We start from the raw sequence: 17132 nt of genomic DNA, 5'->3' as shown, positions 1-17132 counted from the left end.
CTGGCACAACACGGCCCGACCGCGGCTCATTCCCGGAGCGGCGGAAGGTCCCCCAGCCAGCCCAGTACGGCGTCCGTGAGGATCGTCACAGCCTCCTCCTGGCCGAGGTCCGCGGACTTCGGCACGGCGAACCCGTGGTCGGCGAAGGGCACCTCCACCGGCTCGTGGCCGGGCGGGAACTCCTCGGGCCGCCCAAAGGGGTCCCGGCCGCCCTGGACGACCAGGGCCGGGACGCCCGCGCCGGTCAGCTCGTCGACGCGGGACCTCTCCGGCTTGCCGGGCGGGTGCAGCGGGAAGGACAGCGCGAGCACCGCGACCGCGCCGAGCGCGTCGGCGGTGCGGCAGGCCACCCGCGCCCCCGCGCTGCGGCCCCCGGCGACGACCGGCAGGCCGGGAGCGGCCAGGGCGGGCCACAGGGCGGTCCAGGCCGCGTCGAGGGTCTTCGGGGCGGGCGCCAGCTTCTTGCCGGCCACCCGCCACGGCTGCTCGACCAGGGCGACGGTCCAGCCGTGCGGCGGCAGGGCCTCCGCCAGCGCCCGCAGGTCGCGGGCCTCGATGCCGCCGCCCGCGCCGTGACCGAGCGCGACGACCGCGCGGGCCCCGCGCGCCCGGTGCCAGGTGATGCGGGCGTCCCCCACCGGGGTGGGCACGGTCTCGACCGTGTCGGAGATCACGTTCACCGTCGCAGTCTGCCACCGCGGACTCTCAGAGGACGGTTCTCAGAACAGCGTCTCCTCCTCCGGCGCCTCGATCGGCTCCACCAGCTCGGGCCCGTTGTTGCGGACGTTGCTGACCTCGGTGCGCACCGGGTGGGCGCGCAGCAGCCCGTGTCCCGGCGGCACGAGCAGTCCGCGCAGCGCGCCGGGGTCGGTACGGGCGGGGTCCAGCCAGGCGTCCCACCGGTCGGGGGTCAGCCACAGCGGCATGCGGGGGTGGATGTCGGACAGGGCGCGCGGGCCCCGGGGGCGCGCGTCGGCGTCCGCGAAGGGCTCGGTGTCGGCCTCGGTGGTGATGACCGCGCAGGTGACCCACCAGGCGCGCGGGTGGGCGTCGGGCAGGGTGCGGTCGCGCCAGAACTCGTAGAGCCCGGCCATCGCGAAGACCGAGCCGTCCGCGGGGGTGACGAAGTAGGGCTGCTTGCGGGGCCGCTTCCTCCTGCCCTGCTCCTCCAGCTGCCGCTCGTCCGTGCCGGTGACCCACTCGAAGTAGCCGTCGGCGGGCAGCAGGCAGCGGCGGGAGGCGAACGGCCGCTGGTAGGAGGGCTTCTCGTGCACCGTCTCCGCCCGTGCGTTGATCATCTTCGCCGCGCCGTCGGGGGACTTGGCCCAGCTCGGCACCAGACCCCAGCGCAGGGCGCGCAGTTGCCGGACGATCTCGCCGGTCTCCTTGTCGGGGCGTTCCAGCACCGCGTAGGTGCTGTCGGTGGGAGCGACATTCCAGTTGGGGTCCAGCGCCTCGGTGGCGTCCCATTTCCGCACGTCGAAGAGGTCGACGAGGTCCTCGGGCCGCCGGCTCGCTGCATATCGGCCGCACATGAGTGCCAGATTGCCACGGCGCGGGCACAGCTCGCCGTCGTAGGGTGCGGAACCGTGCAGCTCATCGACTCCCTCTTCGGCACCCAGCCCGCGCCCTCCGCCTGGGTGGTCGGCGCGACGGCCGCCGTCGCCCTGGCCGCGGTCCTCCCGCACGGCATATGGCGGCTGTCGCGCAACGCCGTCACCATCGCGCACGAGGGCGGCCACGGCCTGGTCGCGCTGCTGTCCGGACGCCGTCTGCAGGGCATCCGGCTGCACTCGGACACCTCGGGGCTGACCGTCTCCCGCGGCAAGCCGTACGGCCTCGGCATGATCCTGACCGCCGCGGCCGGCTACACCGCGCCCTCGCTCCTCGGGGCGGGCGGCGCGCTGCTGCTGGCGGCCGGGCACATCACGCTGCTGCTCTGGGGCGCGACCGCGCTGCTCCTGCTGATGCTCGTCATGATCCGCAACGCCTACGGGGTGCTGACGGTCTTCGTCACCGGCGCGATCTTCCTCCTGGTGTCGTGGCTGACCGGGCCGCAGGTGCAAGCGGTCTTCGCGTACCTGGTGGTGTGGTTCCTGCTCCTCGGGGGCGTGCGCCCGGTGCTGGAGCTTCAGGGGAAACGGCGCGGGGGCGCCGCGCCGAGCTCGGACGCGGACCAGCTGGCGCGCCTCACCCACACCCCGGCCGCCCTGTGGATGCTGCTCTTCTACGCGGTGGCGCTGTTCTCGCTGTTCGGAGGCGGACGCTGGCTGCTGGGCCTGTAGTCCCTCTGTAGCCCTTGCGGGCGGACCCCTGTTTCCGTCAGGTTTCGTCCGCTTTGTGCGCGATTCAGCCTCACGTTCAACCACTACGCTTGGTTTCCATGACCGGTACCCCCGCGCACACCGCCCTTTGGCCCGCACCGCACGCGTCCGCTCCCGTCGACGCCACGGTCACCGTGCCCGGATCCAAGTCGGTCACCAACCGCGCCCTGGTGCTGGCGGCCCTCGCCTCCGAGCCCGGCTGGCTGCGCCGTCCGCTGCGCAGCCGGGACACGGTCCTGATGGCCGAGGCGCTGCGGTCCATGGGCGTGCAGATCGACGAGGTGGTCAACCCCTACGGCGGCGAGGCGTGGCGGGTCATCCCCGCCGGGCTGCACGGCCCGGCGACCATCGACGTCGGCAACGCCGGCACCGTGATGCGCTTCCTGCCGCCGGTCGCCGCGCTCGCCGACGGCCCGGTGCGCTTCGACGGCGACCCCCGTTCGTACGAGCGGCCGCTGCACGGAGTGATCGACGCGCTGCGCGCGCTCGGCGCCCGCATCGACGACGAGGGGCGCGGCGCGATCCCGTTGACCGTGCAGGGCGGCGGGGCGCTGGACGGCGGGTCGGTCTCGATCGACGCGTCCGCCTCCTCGCAGTTCGTCAGCGCACTGCTGCTGTCCGGCCCGCGCTACAACCAGGGCGTCGAGGTCCGGCACACCGGCCCCACGCTGCCGTCCCTGCCGCACATCCGGATGACCGTGGAGATGCTGCGGCACGCGGGTGCGAAGGTCGACACCCCGGAGAACGGGGGCGAGCCCAATGTGTGGCGGGTCGACCCGAGCGCGCTGCTCGGCGTGGACGTCACCGTCGAGCCGGACCTGTCCAACGCCCAGCCGTTCCTGGCGGCGGCCCTGGTCACCGGCGGCCGCGTCGTCATCCCCGACTGGCCGGTGCGCACCACCCAGCCCGGCGACGCGCTGCGCGAGCTGTTCACCCGGATGGGCGGTTCCTGCGAGCTGACCGACGCCGGCCTGGTCATGATCGGCTCCGGACGGGTGCAGGGCATCGACGCCGACCTGTCGGAGGTCGGCGAGCTCACCCCGGGCATCGCCGCGGTCGCCGCGCTGGCGGACTCCGAGTCGGTGCTGCGCGGGGTCGGCCACCTCCGGCTGCACGAGACCGACCGGCTGGCCGCGCTGACCAAGGAGATCAACGCGCTCGGCGGCGACGTCACCGAGACCGAGGACGGCCTGCGCATCCGCCCGCGCCCGCTGCGCGGCGGCGTCTTCCACACCTACGACGACCACCGCCTGGCCACCGCCGGCGCGGTCCTCGGCCTGGCCGTGGAGGGCGTGCGGGTGGAGAACGTCGCCACCACCGGCAAGACGCTCCCCGACTTCCCCGACATGTGGACGGCCATGCTGGGCGCCACGCCCGCCGCCCCCGCGTCCCCGGTGCGGGTCTGAGCTCATGCGCCGCTACGGCAAGCACACCGACGAGGACGACGTCCGGTCCCGCCCGAACCCCAAGGGCAACCGGCCCCGCTCGACCATCCGCCCGAAGCACGAGGACGCCCAGGAGGGATTCGTCCTCACCGTCGACCGCGGCCGGATCACCTGCCTCGTCGACGACCGCACCATCACCGCCATGAAGGCCCGCGAACTCGGCCGCAAGGGCATCGTGGTGGGCGACCGGGTGGGCATCGTCGGCGACGTGTCCGGGGACAAGGACACCCTGGCGCGGATCGTGCGGGTCGAGGAGCGCTCCTCCGTGCTGCGCCGCACCGCCGACGACACCGACCCGTTCGAGCGCGTGGTCGTCGCCAACGCCGACCGGCTCGCGATCGTCACCGCCCTCGCCGACCCGGAACCGCGGCCGCGGCTGATCGACCGCTGCCTGGTGGCGGCCTACGACGCCGGTCTGGAACCGCTGTTGGTGCTGACCAAGTCCGATCTGGCCCCGGCCGAAACGCTGCTGGAGACCTACGCGCCGCTCGGCGTCCCCTATGTCGTCACCAGTCACGAGCACTTCGACGAGGCCGCGACCGCCGCCGTGCGCGAGCACCTGGAAGGCCGCGTCACCGCCTTCGTCGGCCACAGCGGGGTCGGGAAGACCACCCTGGTCAATGCCCTGGTGGAGCGTCAGCGCGCCACGGGCCACGTCAACGCGGTCACCGGCCGCGGCCGGCACACCACCACCTCGGCTCTCGCGCTGCCCCTCAAGGGCGAGCAGGGCTGGGTCATCGACACCCCGGGCGTGCGGTCCTTCGGCCTGGCGCACATCGACCCCTCACGGGTCATCAACGCCTTCCCGGACCTCGTACCGGGCACGGAGGGCTGCCCGCGCGCCTGCAGCCACGACGAACCGGACTGCGCGCTGGACGCCTGGGTGGCCGACGGGCACGCCGAACCGGCCCGCCTCTTCTCGCTGCGCCGGCTGCTCGCGACGCGGGAGGCCAAGGAAGGGGACTGAAGCGCGATTTCCGGGCATGCTGTGTGATGATCGCTCATCGACAGGACGGAACGGGAGGGCGCTCGATGGCCTGGCTCCTCGTGGTGGTCGCTGGACTCCTCGAAACCGGCTTCGCGGTCTGCCTCAAGCTCTCCCACGGATTCACGCGTCTGTGGCCGACCATCGCCTTCTGCGTCTTCGCGCTCGGCAGCTTCGGGCTGCTGACGATGTCGCTGAAGAAGCTCGACGTCGGCGCCGCGTACGCGGTCTGGACGGGCATCGGGGCGGCCGGGACCGCGATCTACGGAATGGCGTTCCTCGGTGACGTCGTCTCGACGCTGAAGCTGATCTCGGTCACGCTCGTCGTCCTGGGCGCCATCGGTCTCCAGCTGTCCGGCTCCACGCACTGACCGCGCACTGACCGCGCGTCACGCCGGCGGCCCCGCCCGGGGTCAGGCGGCGCCCGCCCACCCGCGACCGAGCATCCCGCGCACCAGCCGGGCCACGCGCAGGCACGCGTCCTCGTCGGTGGTCAGCGGCGCCATGACGTAGGACACGCCCACGCGCACCGCCGCCTCGCACGCCCATGCGAGGTCGGCGGAGTCCAGTTTGGGAAAGCTCCGCTCCAGCACCGCGGCGGCACGGGTGCGCAGCGCCGCGAGCACCTCCGTGGGGGTCAGCGGAAGGTCGCTCTTGCGCGGCTTCGCCCCCGGCGAGCGGGGCACGGGGATGCGGGTGATGGCGGCGGCCGGAACGCGGCCCCCACGGCACCCCGTCAGAACCGCGCGCACCAGGGGGTTGCGGCGGGCCTCGTGGAGGAGCAGGCCGGTGGCGGCGGCGAAGCAGTCGCCGGGGTCGCCGCCCTGGTCGGCGGCGGTGGACAGGACGCGCTCCACACCGGCCACCAACTCGTCCGCCTCGCGCCGTGCGAGGGCCCGCGCGAGGCCCTCCTTGCTGCCGAACTCGTTGTAGAGGGTCTGCCGCGACACTCCGGCGGTCGCCGCTATGTCCACCATCCGGATCACCGCCCACGACTGGGCGGACAGCGCGGCCAAAGCCGCGTCCAGCAAGGATTCACGCGCTGTCGGCATGATTGCCTCCAAGCCGTCGTAAAGCGGCCGTGCGCAAAGAATTGACGTGCTGTCGGTTCGTGTCAACCCTTCGCGCGCACCCTGCGTGACCTCGACAGGGTGCGATCGATACTGTTCGCTCCATGCCGGACTTCAACGACGACCTGCGCCTGGCGCACATTCTCGCCGACGCCGCCGACGCCGCGACCATGGAGCGCTTCAAGGCCCTGGACCTGAAGGTCGAGACCAAGCCCGACATGACGCCGGTCAGCGAGGCGGACAAGCGCGCCGAGGAGCTGATCCGCAGCCAGCTCGGCCGCGCCCGGCCGCGCGACGCGGTCCTGGGCGAGGAGTACGGCTTCGAGGGCACCGGCCCGCGCCGCTGGATCGTCGACCCGATCGACGGCACCAAGAACTACGTCCGGGGCGTGCCGGTGTGGGCCACGCTCATCGCCCTCATGGTGCGCGGCGAGCACGGGGACGAGGGCGTGGTCGGCCTGGTCTCCGCGCCGGCGCTGGGCCGCCGCTGGTGGGCGGTGAAGGGCGGCGGCGCGTACACCGGGCGCAGCCTCTCCTCCGCCACGCGGCTGCGGGTGTCCCGGGTGAGCCGGCTGGAGGACGCCTCGTTCGCGTACTCCTCGCTCGGCGGCTGGGAGGAGCAGGGGCGGCTGGACGGCTTCCTGGATCTGACCCGCTCCTGCTGGCGCACGCGTGCGTACGGTGACTTCTGGCCCTACATGATGGTCGCCGAGGGTTCGGTGGACTTCTGCGCGGAGCCCGAGCTGAGCCTGTGGGACATGGCCGCCAACGAGGTCATCATCCGGGAGGCGGGCGGCCGTTTCACCAGCCTGGACGGCACGGACGGCCCCTACGGGGGCAATGCGGCGGCCTCCAACGGACTGCTGCACGAGCAGATGCTCGGTTTCCTGAACCGCACCTGAACCGCACCTGCGCCGCACCCGGCCCGGGCCGCCCCCGTACACCACCGATCACCCTCCGCACGCCCCTTGCTGCGCGCCGTCCCGCATGTGAACATGAGAATGCGTGAGCTTGTGAATTTGTGAAACAGTTCTCAAGACGGCCCACGACGCAGCCAAGGGGTATCCCATGCTCGTACGCGAAGCCATGAGCACGGTCGTTCTCACGATCGGCCCGGCTCACACCCTCCGCCAGGCCGCCCGATTGATGTCCGCTCGCAAGGTCGGTGCGGCGGTCGTCCTCGATCCCGACACCTGCGGGCTCGGCATCCTCACCGAGCGCGACATCCTCAACGCCGTCGGCGCCGGACTGAGCCCCGACAGCGAACTCGCCGCCGCCCACACCACCACCGACGTCGTCTTCGCCGCGCCCCAGTGGACCCTGGAGGAGGCGGCCGCCGCCATGGTGCGCGGGGGCTTCCGTCACCTGGTGGTGATGGAGGACCGCAACGCCGTCGGCATGGTCTCCGTCCGCGACATCGTGCGCTGCTGGCACCCCGCGCACTCGGCCGCCGCCCTGGCGGGCTGAGAGGGACGGGGGAAGACCGGGAAATGGATCGGAGGGGTTCAGGTGCCTGGACGCACCTGAACCCCTCCGGGTCTGTTACGGCAAGCGCCCGTCAGCCGCGCAGGGCCTGGACGGCGGCCTCCAGCCGCTTGCCGTAGTCCTCGTCCGCACGGCGGAAGTTGTCGATCGCCCGCTCGGCGATGTCGTCGCGCGACACCTTGGCGATGAAGCCGGCCAGGTTGGCGATCAGCCGCTCCTTCTCACCCTCCGACATCAGCCGGTAGAGGTCGCCCGCCTGAACGAAGTCGTTGTCCTCGGCGTGCGAGGGCGCCTCGTGGTTGCCGGTCCAGCCGGTGACCGCGGTGGACGACCACAGCGCACTGCCCGTCTGGGCCGGGCCGCCGAAGCTGTTCGGCTCGTAGTTCTTCGCGCCACCGTGCCGGCCGTCGTAGGCGTAGCCGTCACGGCTGTTGGTGCGCGCCTCGGTGGCGTGCGGACGGTTCACCGGCAGGTGGTCGGCGTTGATGCCGACGCGGTAGCGGTGGGCGTCGCCGTACGCGAACAGCCGTCCCTGCAGCATCTTGTCCGGGGACGGGCCGATGCCGGGCACGAAGTGCGCCGGGGAGAAGATCGACTGCTCGACCTCGGCGAAGATGTTCTGCGGGTTGCGGTTGAGCTCCAGCTTGCCGATCTCGATCGGCAGGTAGTCCGCGTGCGGCCACACCTTGGTGAGGTCGAACGGGTTGAAGCGGTAGGCCGCCGCCTCGGCCGCGGGCATGATCTGCACCTGCACGGTCCAGGTCGGGAAGTCGCCGCGCTCGATCGACTCGCGCAGGTCGCGCTGGTGCGAGTCGGGGTCGAGCCCGGAGACCTTGACCGCCTCCTCGGTGGTCAGGTTCTTGATGCCCTGGTCGGTCTTGAAGTGGTACTTGACCCAGAAGACCTCGCCCGCCTCATTGGTCCACTGGTAGGTGTGCGAGCCGTAGCCGTTCATGTTGCGGTAGCTCGCAGGGATGCCGCGGTCGCCGAACAGCCAGGTCACCTGGTGGGTCGACTCGGGCGACAGCCCCCAGAAGTCCCAGACGTTGTCCGCCTCCTGGGAGCCGGTGTACGGGTCGCGCTTCTGGGTGTGGATGAAGTCGGGGAACTTGATGGCGTCCTTGATGAAGAACACCGGGGTGTTGTTGCCGACGAGGTCGTAATTGCCCTCCTCGGTGTAGAACTTCAGCGCCCAGCCGCGCGGGTCGCGCACGGCGTCCGCCGCGCCCAGGTTGCCGGCGACCGTGGAGAACCGCAGGAAGGTCTCGGTCTGCTTGCCGACCTCCGACAGGAAGTTCGCCCGGGTGTATCGCGTCACGTCGGCGGTCACCGTGAAGGTGCCGTACGCGCCGGCGCCGCGGGCGTGCACCACGCGCTCCGGGATGCGCTCGCGGTTGAAGTGGGCGAGCTTCTCCAGCAGCAGTTGGTCCTGGATCAGGACCGGTCCGCCGACCCCCGCGGTCTCGCTGTTCTGGTTGTCCGCGACCGGGGCTCCCGCCTCGGTCGTCAGCGGGCCGGTCTTCTGAACCGTCACGTCCTTCTCCCTGCGTTCGTCTGTGCCGTGGCTGTCGCCGGAACCGATCCTACGATAGACAAGGTCTAAGTCAAGAAGGGCATCAAAGTCGTACGGATTCGGAACACGGACTCCCGCTGTTAAGCTGGATCCATCCCACGGATAGGTGAAACGGAATGAGTGACCTGCTGGAACGACTGCGCGGACGCGGCTGGCGGATGACCGCGCAGCGGCGTGTCGTGGCCGAGGTCCTCGACGGCGAACACGTCCACCTGACCGCCGACGAGGTGCACGCGCGGGCCGCGACCCGCCTGCCGGAGATCTCCCGGGCGACGGTCTACAACACCCTGGGCGAACTGGTCTCGCTCGGCGAGGTCATGGAGGTCGCCACCGACGGCCGCGCCAAGCGCTACGACCCCAACGCGCACCACGCCCACCAGCACCTGGTCTGCTCCCGCTGCGGCACCATCCGGGACGTCCACCCCGCCGGCAACCCGCTGACCGACCTGCCCGACAGCGAGCGCTTCGGATTCACCGTCTCCGACGTCGAGGTGACCTACCGGGGCCTGTGCCCCGACTGCGCCTGACGCTGCGCCGAGCGGCGGAGCCGTTCCGCCGCCTTCCGCACGGCCGGCTCCGGCCGCGTCCGCCCGAACCACACGGTCTCCGGCGGCACCTCCCCGGCCACCCTGGCGAGCGCCTCGAAGGCCTCCCTGGCCACGCCCGGGTCCGTGTCCGTCGCCAGCGGCCCCAGCAGCCCCAGCAGGCCCTCACGCGGCGCCAGACGGCCCACCGCACGCACCGCGGCCCGCCGCACCACCGGCGGCCACGGCGTACGGGCCTCCCGGACCAGCCGCAGCAGAAGCGGCACGTCCGTGCCGTCCCCGCACTCCCCCAGCCCGAGGGCCAGCCCCGCGACCAGCCGCGGCGGGCTCTGCGGCCCGCAGCGCACCAGCTGCCTGCGGTACGTCAGCGCGGGCGGCTCACCCCTGCTGTACAGCCGCCACCGCGCCTGCGCCCGCACGATCCGCGCCGGGTCCGCCAGGGACGCCGTCAGCCGCGCCGCGGGCACGTCCTCCGGCAGCGCCGCCACCGCCAGCTCCCGCACCGCGGCGGACCGGGCCCACAGCAGCCGCCCGGCCTGGTCCGGGTCCAGTTCCAGCAGCCGCTGCGCGCACAGCCGCCGGCACATCTGGTCCGGGTCGCGCAGCGCGGTTCTGACCAGGTCACCGCGGACGAACTCCCCGAGCTCCAAGGCCAGTTCCACCCCGAACCGCCGGGTCTGCGGCTCCTCGCCGGCGGCCAGCGCCCGTACCGCCCGCCGTGCCTCAGGGGCCGCCAGCACCTCCCGGTACGCCGCCAGCGCCCCCGCGGCCCGGCGCCTGCCCCGCAGTCTCAGCAGCATCCGCACCGCCGCGGCGGCCTCGTCCGGCGCGGACCGCAGTGCCAGCGCCTCCACGGCCCGCTCCCGCACCTGCTCCACCCAGTCCGCGGTCCGCAGCGCCAACGCGGTGGCCACCAGCGGACCGCCCGTGTGCGCCAGGCCCTCCACGGCGGCCTGCCGCGTACGGCCGTCCCGGTCCATCGCGGCCAGCAGCAGACGCAGCGGATCAGCCTCCCCGGCGGGCAGCGGCGCCCCCTCCACGGTCCGCGCGGCGCGGTCCAACGACAGCCACAGCCCTGGATCCGCCTCTCCCAGCGCCTTCAGCGCGGCCTCCCGGTCGTACCCGGCGCCCTCCGCGGCCTCCGCCGCCGCCCGTAGCTCCGTCAGCAGCTCCGCCACCGCACCGGCGGCACACAGCCGCCCCCACCGCGTCACATCCCTGAGTTCCGTCGGCCGCCGCTTACGCCGCCTGCGCAGCAACCCCGCCTCGCGCCGCCGCCCTCGCCACCCGTCCAGCATCCTCCGGCGCCCCGGACCCGCGGCGAAAGGTTCGCACGCTTTTGCCGGATCCATGCCTGGGCTGTACCCGACGCATACAAGAAGGCCCGGAAGCCAATGGCTTCCGGGCCTTCTCATCAGTAGCGGGGACAGGATTTGAACCTGCGACCTCTGGGTTATGAGCCCAGCGAGCTACCGAGCTGCTCCACCCCGCGTCGTTGTGTCCTTAGAGTAACCCCCCGCCCCTGAACAGCGCAAATCCTGCCCGGGGGGCTTTCGCGGGTGGAGGTTTTTCCCCGCCACACGCGGGGGTTCAGCCAGGCAACCGGGGTCACCCCGGACCGCTTCCATCCCCCCACTGGGGATCAGACGCGAGCCCTACGGAGGGGGCGGGGTCGTAGGGGTGGGTGTTCTGGACTGTGGAGCATATTTGTGTGCGGTATCCGGGTCGGGACGGGATGGGCAGGTGCTGGAAACGCACGTAAATGTGCTGTCCAGAATGGCCAGCCCCGGAGGCCCCGACCCCGGCCCAGGAACCACGCGCGCCGGGGCGCCCTGACTTCACAGGGCTGGGGGCACCCCCGGCCGAAGGTTGGGGGAGGGAGGGAGGGCGGGCGGGGAAAAACCCTACGCCGAGAGCTCGTGCTCCAGCGCATCCGTGAGCCGCGCCGCCCGCTCCGCCACCTCCGCCGGCCCACACTCCACCGCCCGCGCACACCACGCCTGCGCATCCGCGAGCTGCCCGTGCCGCGCGGCCAGCAGAGCCAGCCGCAGCGCCGCACGCCCGTGCCCCGCGTCGGCGGCCCGGGTCCACCACAGGGCCGCCTCCGGCTCCGCCCCCTCGCGCGCGAGGAGAAGCCCGAGGTTGAACGCCCCGTTGCGGCTGCCCCCCTCCGCCGCCTCGCGGTACCAGTGGGCGGCGTCCACGACGTCCCCCCGTTTGGCGGCGCACATGCCGAGCCGGACCTGCGCACGGCGGTGCCCCTGCCCGGCGGCGCGGGCGTACCACTCCTCCGCCTCCGCGGCCGCGTCCTCCGTACCCTGCGCGTCCAGCAACGCGCCGAGCCGGAAGGCCCCTTCGGGGCTGCCGCCGCCCGCGGCGCACCGCAGGTGCCGCTCCGCGCCGTGCGGGTCGCCGTCCTTCTGCAGGGCGAACGCGACCTGCAGCGCGGCCTCGCTGTGCCCGCTGGCGGCCGCCCGCTCGTACCAGCGCCGCGCGGTGCCCTCGTCGCCCCGACCGGCGAACAGGATGCCGAGGTTGAACGCGGCGTCGACGCTGCCGGCCTCCGCGGCCTTGGAGAACCACGGCTCGGCGCCCGCCGCGTCCCCGCGCTGCAGCAGCAGCACGGCGAGCGCGTTGGCCGCCTCGCGGTGCCCGGTGTAGGCCGCCTTGCGGTACCACTGCTCGGCCTGGGCCGTACGCCCCTGGCCGGCGCAGAGCAGGCCGAGGTTGAAGGCGCCGTTGACGTCGCCGGCCTCCAGCGCGGCCCGGTACCACCGCTCGGCGGTCTGGGTCTCGCCCTCCTGCGCGTGGAGCGCGCCGAGCGCGTTCGCGGCGTTGCCGTCACCGGCGTTGGCGGCGCGCCGCCACCAGGTGGCGGCGCCGTCGACGTCACCGGCGTCGCGCAGCAGGAAACCGAGCGCGCAGGCGGCACGCGGCTCGCCGTCGCGGGCGGCGGTGAGGTACCAGCGCCTGGCCTCCTCGAACTCGCCGCGCTCCTCCAGCAGCGTGCCCAGGCGCAGCGCGGCGCGCCGGTGCCGCCGGGCGGCGGCCTGGCGGTACCACTGCTCGGCCTCGCGCTCCTCGCCGCGCTCGGCGCAGATGCGGGCCAGCCGGTACGCCGCCTCGCGGTGCCCGTGCTCGGCGGCGGCACGGAACCAGCGCTCGGCGCCGACGTCGCGGCGGTGGTCGAGCAGGTCGGCCAGCGCGTAGGCGCCCAGGGTGTGCCCGGACCCGGCGGCCTGGCGCAGCCAGTACTCGGCGCCGGGCTCGTCGCCGCGCTCGCGGAAGTGCCGGCCGAGCGCGTGCGCGGCCGCGGCGGAGCCGGCGACGGCGGCGATACGCCACCAGCCCGCGGCCTCCTCGGCGTAGCCGCGCTGATGCAGCAGCAGTCCGAGGTTGTTGGCGGCCGGCCGGTCTCCCCCGGCGGCGGCCGCGCGCAGATACGGCTCGGCCCCCTCCAGGTCGCCGCGGCGCAGCAGCAGGGTGCCGAGAACGCTCGCCGCGGCGATGTCACCGTGCTCGGCGGCCCGCCGGTGGCGCGCCTCGAGTTCGGCCTCCTCGCGGGCCTCCAGGCTCTCCTCGTCCGGGAGTTCGGACTCGATGAGCCGCTCCTCCTCGGCGGAGCCCATGCGCGGGCCGGGCAGCAGCTCGGCGACGGTCGGCCCGAAGGCGGCCGTCTGCGCGGGTACGGACGCGGGCATGCTGGAGTCGCCCGCGGACCCGATGTCCGGGATCCGACGAGTTTTCAGCAGCCTTGCACCATCCCCCATGAGGTCCATCGTCGCACCACCCGTACCCGCAGTACACCTGGTATGCAACAACCCTGCGGGGTTGAGACCGTCCCAGGAGGTCACTTCAGCGTTTTGTCGACTTCCCGACAACTACCCTGACGAAACCTCTGCGCGCGCAGTTCCCCCGTACAAGTGAAAGGGCCCGGAGCCTAGTTGACTCCGGACCCTCTCGAACAGTAGCGGGGACAGGATTTGAACCTGCGACCTCTGGGTTATGAGCCCAGCGAGCTACCGAGCTGCTCCACCCCGCGTCGTTGTGTCCCAACCGTACCACGACGCGGGGAGTGCCTGCTCAGCCCGTTTTCTCCGCTTGTTTCTCGGCCTCCTGGGCGCGCTGCAGCGCGGCCGCCAGATCCTTCTGGGCCTGGCCGTACGCCGCCCAGTCGCCGGCCTTCAGCGCCTTCTGGCTCGCGTCGTACGCCGTCTGGGCGTCCGCCAGGGCCTGGGCGACCGTCGCGTTGGACGGAGGCGGCTGGGTGCCGCTGCCGCCGCCGGTCTCCGGTGGTGGTGTCGTCCCGCCGTCCGCCGTCCCGAAGACCGCGTTCAGCGCCTGGCCGAGGGTGTCCTCGAACTCCACCCGTCCGCCGTACCAGACCAGCACCTTCTTCAGCAGCGGGTAGTTGGTGCCGGCGCCGCGCAGATAGACCGGCTCCACGTAGAGCAGGCCGCCGTCGAGCGGGATGGTGAGCAGATTGCCGTACTCGACGGTGGAACCGCCGCCGCCGCTCAGCAGCTTGATCTTCTCCGCCACCGCGGGATCGGAGTTGAACTGGCTCTGCACCTGCTGCGGGCCGTACACCTGGGTGTTCGACGGCAGCTTGAGCAATCGGATCTTGCCGTAGTCCGCGCTGGTGGCGTCCGCGTTGGCCGCCATGAACGCGCCCAGGTTGTCACGCCGGTTGAGCGTGTAGGTCGTCGTCAGCGAGAACGCCTGTGCGTTCTGGCCCGGCATGCGCAGGCTCAGGTAGTACGGCGGCACCGCCTTGCCCGTCTTCGCGGCCGGGTCGTTGGGGACCTGCCACACCTCGCTGCCGCTGTAGAAGGTCGACGCCTTGGTGACGTGGTAGCGCGTCAGCAGCTGGCGCTGCACCTTGAACAGGTCCTGCGGGTAGCGCAGATGGGCCAGCAGGTCGGTGCTGATGCTGCTCTTCGGCTGCACCGTGTGCGGGAAGGCCTTCATCCAGGTCTTCAGCACCGGGTCCTTGTCGTCCCACTGGTAGAGCTTGACGTCGCCGGTGAAGGCGTCCACGGTCGCCTTCACCGAGTTGCGGATGTAGTTGACCTGGTTCTGCTGGGCCAGGACCGCGCGCTGCCCGTCGGTCAACGAGTCCGCGGTGGTGTCGCCGAGCGTCGTCCGCGACGAGTACGGGTAGCCGTTGCTCGTCGTGTAGGCGTCCACGATCCACACCACGTGGCCGTCGACGACGGCCGGGTAGGAGTCGCCGTCGATCGTCAGCCAGGGCGCGACCGCCTCGACCCGCTCCTTGGGCGTGCGGTTGTACAGGATGCGGGAGTCGTCGCCGACGGCGCCGGAGTAGAAGATCTGCGGGTCCCCGAAGGTCACCGCGTACGCGGCCCGGGTCACCGGGTTCTTCAGGCCGACACCGCTCTTGCCGGTGTAGGTGTACGACTTCTCACCGTCGTCGTCGGTGTTGTAGTCGATCTCCGGCGTCGTCTTGTCACCGACGATGGACCACTGCTTGGTCTCCTCGCCGTAGTAGATCCGCTGCTCGTACTTCCCGAGGGCGCCGGTGGTCGGCAGGTCGGACTCGGTGAAGACCGGCTCGCCGCCCGTGGTCTCGCCGCCTTCGGTCGCGGTGGTGCCCTTCGCCGCGACCAGGCCGTAGCCGTGGGTGTACTTGAAGTGGTCGTTGATCCAGCTGTGCTGCGGGATGCCCGCGAGGTTCAGCTCGCGCAGGCCGAGCACGGTGTCCTGCTCCTTGCCGTCCACCTTGTAGCGGTCGACGTCGAGCGTGGAGGGGAAGGCGTAGTAGCCGCGCACCTTCTGCAGTTGCTGGAACGTCGGCGAGACCACGTTGGGGTCCAGGAGCCGGATGGACGCGGTGGTGTCGGCGTCCGCGCGCAACTGCGCCCTGTCCTTGTCGTCGGCCGGGTTGGTGCCCGCGTAGTCGGACACCTCGGTGCCGGCGATGCCGTACGCCTGCCGCGTGGAGTCGATGTTCTTCTGGATGTACGGCTGCTCCTTGGCGGCCTCGTTCGGCTGCACCTGGAACTTCTGCACGATCGCCGGGTACAGCCCGCCGATCAGGATCGCCGACAGCACCATCAGGCCGAAGCCGATCAGCGGCAGCGACCATGTGCGCCGCCACAAGGTGGCGAAGAACAGCAGGGCGCAGATGATGGCGATCGCGAAAAGGATCGTCTTGGCCGGCAGATAGGCGTTGGCGTCCACATAGCGCAGCCCGGTCCAGTCGCCGGACTTGAGGTTGCCGGACTTGACCGCCAGCGAGTACCGGTCGAGCCAGTAGGCGACCGCCTTGAGGGTCACGAACAGGCCCAGCAGCACCGACAGGTGGCCGGTCGCCGCGGCGGTGGCCCGGCCGCCCGGGGAGGTGATGCGCAGGCCCCCGTAGAGGTAGTGCACCAGCGCGGCCGCCAGCAGCGAGAGAACGACCGCCGCGAAGCCGAAGCTCAGCAGGAAGCGGAACCAGGGCAGGTCGAAGGCGTAGAAGGAGACGTCGACATGGAACTGCGGGTCCGTGGTGCCGAACGGGGTGGAGTTCGTCCACAGCAGCCATGTGCGCCACTGGCTGGAGGCGGAGGCTCCCGCGATCAGTCCCACCAGGGCGCAGACCGCGAGCAGCACCCACTTCTTGTAGGGCGCGATGCCCATCCGGTAGCGGTCGAGACTCTGCTGCTCCAGCGACATCGCGCTGAGCGGCGGCCGCAACCGGTGCGCCAGATAGACGTTGATGCCGACGGCCACCGCCATCAGCAGGCCGAAGACGAAGAACAGCCCGAGCTTGGTCCACAGCGTCGTGGTGAACACCGAGGAGTAATGGACGGATCGGTACCAAAGCCAGTCGGTCCAGAAGCCGGCGAACATGACGAAGGCCATGGCCAGCACGGCCAGGACCCCCAGCGTCATGAGCAGCGTCCGGGCTCGCCGCGACGGGCGCCCCGCTCTGGTCCGCGGCCCGTGCGGACCCCCGCCACGGTCCGGCATCTGGAATACCAAGGTGCGCACCTCAAGAATCGGTCTCCGGCGGACGCCCGGCCGGCGCCCACTGATGCAACTTACTCACGGTTTACACAGTTCCCCAAGGTGCTCGATTGGGGATGCGGGTCACAGAACAGGCAGGATGTTGAGCATGTCCAACATTGAGTCCGGCGGCGCCCCGCTCGCCGCGAATCCGCTGACCCAGGCCGTCCTGGAGATCGACGACTACGCGTCCGGCCTGGGCTGGGACCAGCCCGCCCGGCTCTTCGCGCTGGTCGACACGGACCGGCTGCGTGTACAGGAGCCGGGGCTGGCCGACGAACTGGGCCTCGCCGAGCAGACGGCCGGGGCGCTGACCCCGATCGAGCAGGACGAGTTGCCGGCCGGCACGCCGCTCGACGAGTTCCTGGCCACCATCGCGTGGCCCGAGGTGGTCAGCGGCTGCGCGCTGACCGTGGAGCGGCTGATGCTGCCGCCGTCCGCCGAACAGGCCATGCCCGAGGGCCTGGACGAGGACGCGCTGGGACAGTGGGTCGCCGCGCATCCCGAGCGCCAGGAGGTGCGGATGACGGTCGCCGTGCTGCGCGACGGCACCCGGGAGTCGGCAGTGCGGCTGCGCGCCAAGGACGCGGCGACCGAGGTGCTGACCGGCGCCGCGCTGGTGCCGGGGCTGGCGGAGGCGCTGTCGGCGACCTTCGAGGAGTAGCGGCGCGAGGGGAAGCCCGCGCCGGTC

The 17132-nt window shown here is 72.1% G+C and carries 15 protein-coding genes and 2 tRNA genes; 8 read left to right on the top strand and 9 right to left on the bottom strand.

The genetic code is table 11. The annotated features are described in order from the left end of the window. Window positions 1-26: 26 nt before the first annotated feature. Together ACFWVC_RS05480 and ACFWVC_RS05475 are read right to left on the bottom strand one after the other, a co-directional pair. Window positions 27-671 carry an alpha/beta family hydrolase gene (locus ACFWVC_RS05480; RefSeq protein ID WP_384278618.1) on the bottom strand — a complete coding sequence of 215 codons (645 nt, stop codon included), beginning with the start codon at window positions 669-671 and terminating at the stop codon, window positions 27-29. Window positions 672-719: 48 nt separating this feature from the next. Further along, complete coding sequence (locus tag ACFWVC_RS05475; protein WP_384278067.1) at window positions 720-1535, bottom strand: SOS response-associated peptidase; 816 nt, start codon at window positions 1533-1535, stop codon at window positions 720-722. A gap of 54 nt (window positions 1536-1589) precedes the next feature. Between ACFWVC_RS05475 and ACFWVC_RS05470 the strand changes: the two genes are divergently transcribed. From ACFWVC_RS05470 to ACFWVC_RS05455, 4 genes are all read left to right on the top strand, one after another. After that, window positions 1590-2285 (top strand): M50 family metallopeptidase, encoded by a 696-nt coding sequence (locus tag ACFWVC_RS05470; RefSeq protein WP_384278060.1) that lies wholly within the window; start codon window positions 1590-1592, stop codon window positions 2283-2285. A gap of 98 nt (window positions 2286-2383) precedes the next feature. After that, window positions 2384-3730 carry a 3-phosphoshikimate 1-carboxyvinyltransferase gene (gene aroA, locus ACFWVC_RS05465; protein ID WP_384278052.1) on the top strand — a complete coding sequence of 449 codons (1347 nt, stop codon included), beginning with the start codon at window positions 2384-2386 and terminating at the stop codon, window positions 3728-3730. Between the two features lie 4 nt (window positions 3731-3734). Further along, complete coding sequence (rsgA, locus tag ACFWVC_RS05460) at window positions 3735-4736, top strand: ribosome small subunit-dependent GTPase A (protein WP_384278046.1); 1002 nt, start codon at window positions 3735-3737, stop codon at window positions 4734-4736. A 65-nt stretch (window positions 4737-4801) separates the two neighbouring features. Beyond that, the gene (locus tag ACFWVC_RS05455) at window positions 4802-5125 is read left to right on the top strand and encodes a DMT family transporter (protein WP_384278039.1); all 324 of its coding nucleotides are present in this window, start codon (window positions 4802-4804) and stop codon (window positions 5123-5125) included. A gap of 42 nt (window positions 5126-5167) precedes the next feature. Here the strand turns inward: ACFWVC_RS05455 and ACFWVC_RS05450 are convergent, their stop codons facing one another. Further along, window positions 5168-5806, bottom strand: a complete 639-nt coding sequence (locus ACFWVC_RS05450) for a TetR family transcriptional regulator (protein ID WP_384278035.1) — start codon at window positions 5804-5806, stop codon at window positions 5168-5170. Window positions 5807-5928: 122 nt separating this feature from the next. Between ACFWVC_RS05450 and hisN the strand changes: the two genes are divergently transcribed. Together hisN and ACFWVC_RS05440 are read left to right on the top strand one after the other, a co-directional pair. Further along, window positions 5929-6726: a histidinol-phosphatase gene (gene hisN, locus ACFWVC_RS05445; RefSeq protein WP_384278030.1), complete on the top strand. Its 798-nt coding sequence runs from the start codon at window positions 5929-5931 to the stop codon at window positions 6724-6726. A 166-nt stretch (window positions 6727-6892) separates the two neighbouring features. Continuing rightward, a complete protein-coding gene (locus ACFWVC_RS05440; RefSeq protein WP_384278024.1) occupies window positions 6893-7291 on the top strand; it encodes a cyclic nucleotide-binding/CBS domain-containing protein in 399 nt (132 codons plus the stop codon). 91 nt (window positions 7292-7382) lie between these two features. On the opposite strand, the gene ACFWVC_RS05435 is transcribed toward ACFWVC_RS05440, so the two are convergent. Further along, window positions 7383-8843, bottom strand: a complete 1461-nt coding sequence (locus ACFWVC_RS05435; RefSeq protein WP_384278018.1) for a catalase — start codon at window positions 8841-8843, stop codon at window positions 7383-7385. A 155-nt stretch (window positions 8844-8998) separates the two neighbouring features. Here ACFWVC_RS05435 and ACFWVC_RS05430 point away from each other — a divergent pair, with 155 nt between their 5' ends. Continuing rightward, window positions 8999-9409: a Fur family transcriptional regulator gene (locus tag ACFWVC_RS05430; protein ID WP_384278012.1), complete on the top strand. Its 411-nt coding sequence runs from the start codon at window positions 8999-9001 to the stop codon at window positions 9407-9409. Here the strand turns inward: ACFWVC_RS05430 and ACFWVC_RS05425 are convergent. The 5 genes from ACFWVC_RS05425 to ACFWVC_RS05405 form a co-directional block, all read right to left on the bottom strand. After that, window positions 9379-10641 carry a HEAT repeat domain-containing protein gene (locus ACFWVC_RS05425; RefSeq protein WP_384278005.1) on the bottom strand — a complete coding sequence of 421 codons (1263 nt, stop codon included), beginning with the start codon at window positions 10639-10641 and terminating at the stop codon, window positions 9379-9381. The two genes, ACFWVC_RS05430 and ACFWVC_RS05425, sit on opposite strands and share 31 nt — an antisense overlap. 204 nt (window positions 10642-10845) lie before the next feature. Beyond that, window positions 10846-10919: transfer RNA gene (locus ACFWVC_RS05420), tRNA-Met, on the bottom strand. Window positions 10920-11331: 412 nt separating this feature from the next. After that, window positions 11332-13056 carry a tetratricopeptide repeat protein gene (locus tag ACFWVC_RS05415; RefSeq protein WP_384278612.1) on the bottom strand — a complete coding sequence of 575 codons (1725 nt, stop codon included), beginning with the start codon at window positions 13054-13056 and terminating at the stop codon, window positions 11332-11334. 339 nt (window positions 13057-13395) lie between these two features. Then, window positions 13396-13469, bottom strand: a tRNA-Met gene (locus ACFWVC_RS05410). A 41-nt stretch (window positions 13470-13510) separates the two neighbouring features. Further along, window positions 13511-16405 carry a UPF0182 family protein gene (locus tag ACFWVC_RS05405; RefSeq protein WP_384278605.1) on the bottom strand — a complete coding sequence of 965 codons (2895 nt, stop codon included), beginning with the start codon at window positions 16403-16405 and terminating at the stop codon, window positions 13511-13513. Window positions 16406-16550: 145 nt separating this feature from the next. Here ACFWVC_RS05405 and ACFWVC_RS05400 point away from each other — a divergent pair, with 145 nt between their 5' ends. Beyond that, window positions 16551-17105, top strand: coding sequence for a PPA1309 family protein (locus tag ACFWVC_RS05400; protein ID WP_384277998.1), 555 nt, complete (start codon window positions 16551-16553; stop codon window positions 17103-17105). Window positions 17106-17132: the final 27 nt, after the last annotated feature.

The sequence above is a fragment of the Streptomyces sp. NPDC058691 genome (assembly GCF_042714775.1).
In the GTDB taxonomy this organism is placed as follows: domain Bacteria; phylum Actinomycetota; class Actinomycetes; order Streptomycetales; family Streptomycetaceae; genus Actinacidiphila.
This window is presented reverse-complemented; position numbering and strand designations above follow the sequence as displayed.

What these genes read in the sequence shown, in the direction of transcription:
- ACFWVC_RS05475 (WP_384278067.1), bottom strand. Translation starts at nt 1,535, where the DNA reads ATGTGCGGCCGATATGCAGCGAGCCGGCGGCCCGAGGACCTCGTCGAC.
- aroA (WP_384278052.1), top strand. Translation starts at nt 2,384, where the DNA reads ATGACCGGTACCCCCGCGCACACCGCCCTTTGGCCCGCACCGCACGCG.
- rsgA (WP_384278046.1), top strand. Translation starts at nt 3,735, where the DNA reads ATGCGCCGCTACGGCAAGCACACCGACGAGGACGACGTCCGGTCCCGC.
- ACFWVC_RS05455 (WP_384278039.1), top strand. Translation starts at nt 4,802, where the DNA reads ATGGCCTGGCTCCTCGTGGTGGTCGCTGGACTCCTCGAAACCGGCTTC.
- ACFWVC_RS05450 (WP_384278035.1), bottom strand. Translation starts at nt 5,806, where the DNA reads ATGCCGACAGCGCGTGAATCCTTGCTGGACGCGGCTTTGGCCGCGCTG.
- hisN (WP_384278030.1), top strand. Translation starts at nt 5,929, where the DNA reads ATGCCGGACTTCAACGACGACCTGCGCCTGGCGCACATTCTCGCCGAC.
- ACFWVC_RS05440 (WP_384278024.1), top strand. Translation starts at nt 6,893, where the DNA reads ATGCTCGTACGCGAAGCCATGAGCACGGTCGTTCTCACGATCGGCCCG.
- ACFWVC_RS05430 (WP_384278012.1), top strand. Translation starts at nt 8,999, where the DNA reads ATGAGTGACCTGCTGGAACGACTGCGCGGACGCGGCTGGCGGATGACC.
- ACFWVC_RS05415 (WP_384278612.1), bottom strand. Translation starts at nt 13,056, where the DNA reads ATGGGCTCCGCCGAGGAGGAGCGGCTCATCGAGTCCGAACTCCCGGAC.
- ACFWVC_RS05405 (WP_384278605.1), bottom strand. Translation starts at nt 16,405, where the DNA reads ATGCCGGACCGTGGCGGGGGTCCGCACGGGCCGCGGACCAGAGCGGGG.
- ACFWVC_RS05400 (WP_384277998.1), top strand. Translation starts at nt 16,551, where the DNA reads ATGTCCAACATTGAGTCCGGCGGCGCCCCGCTCGCCGCGAATCCGCTG.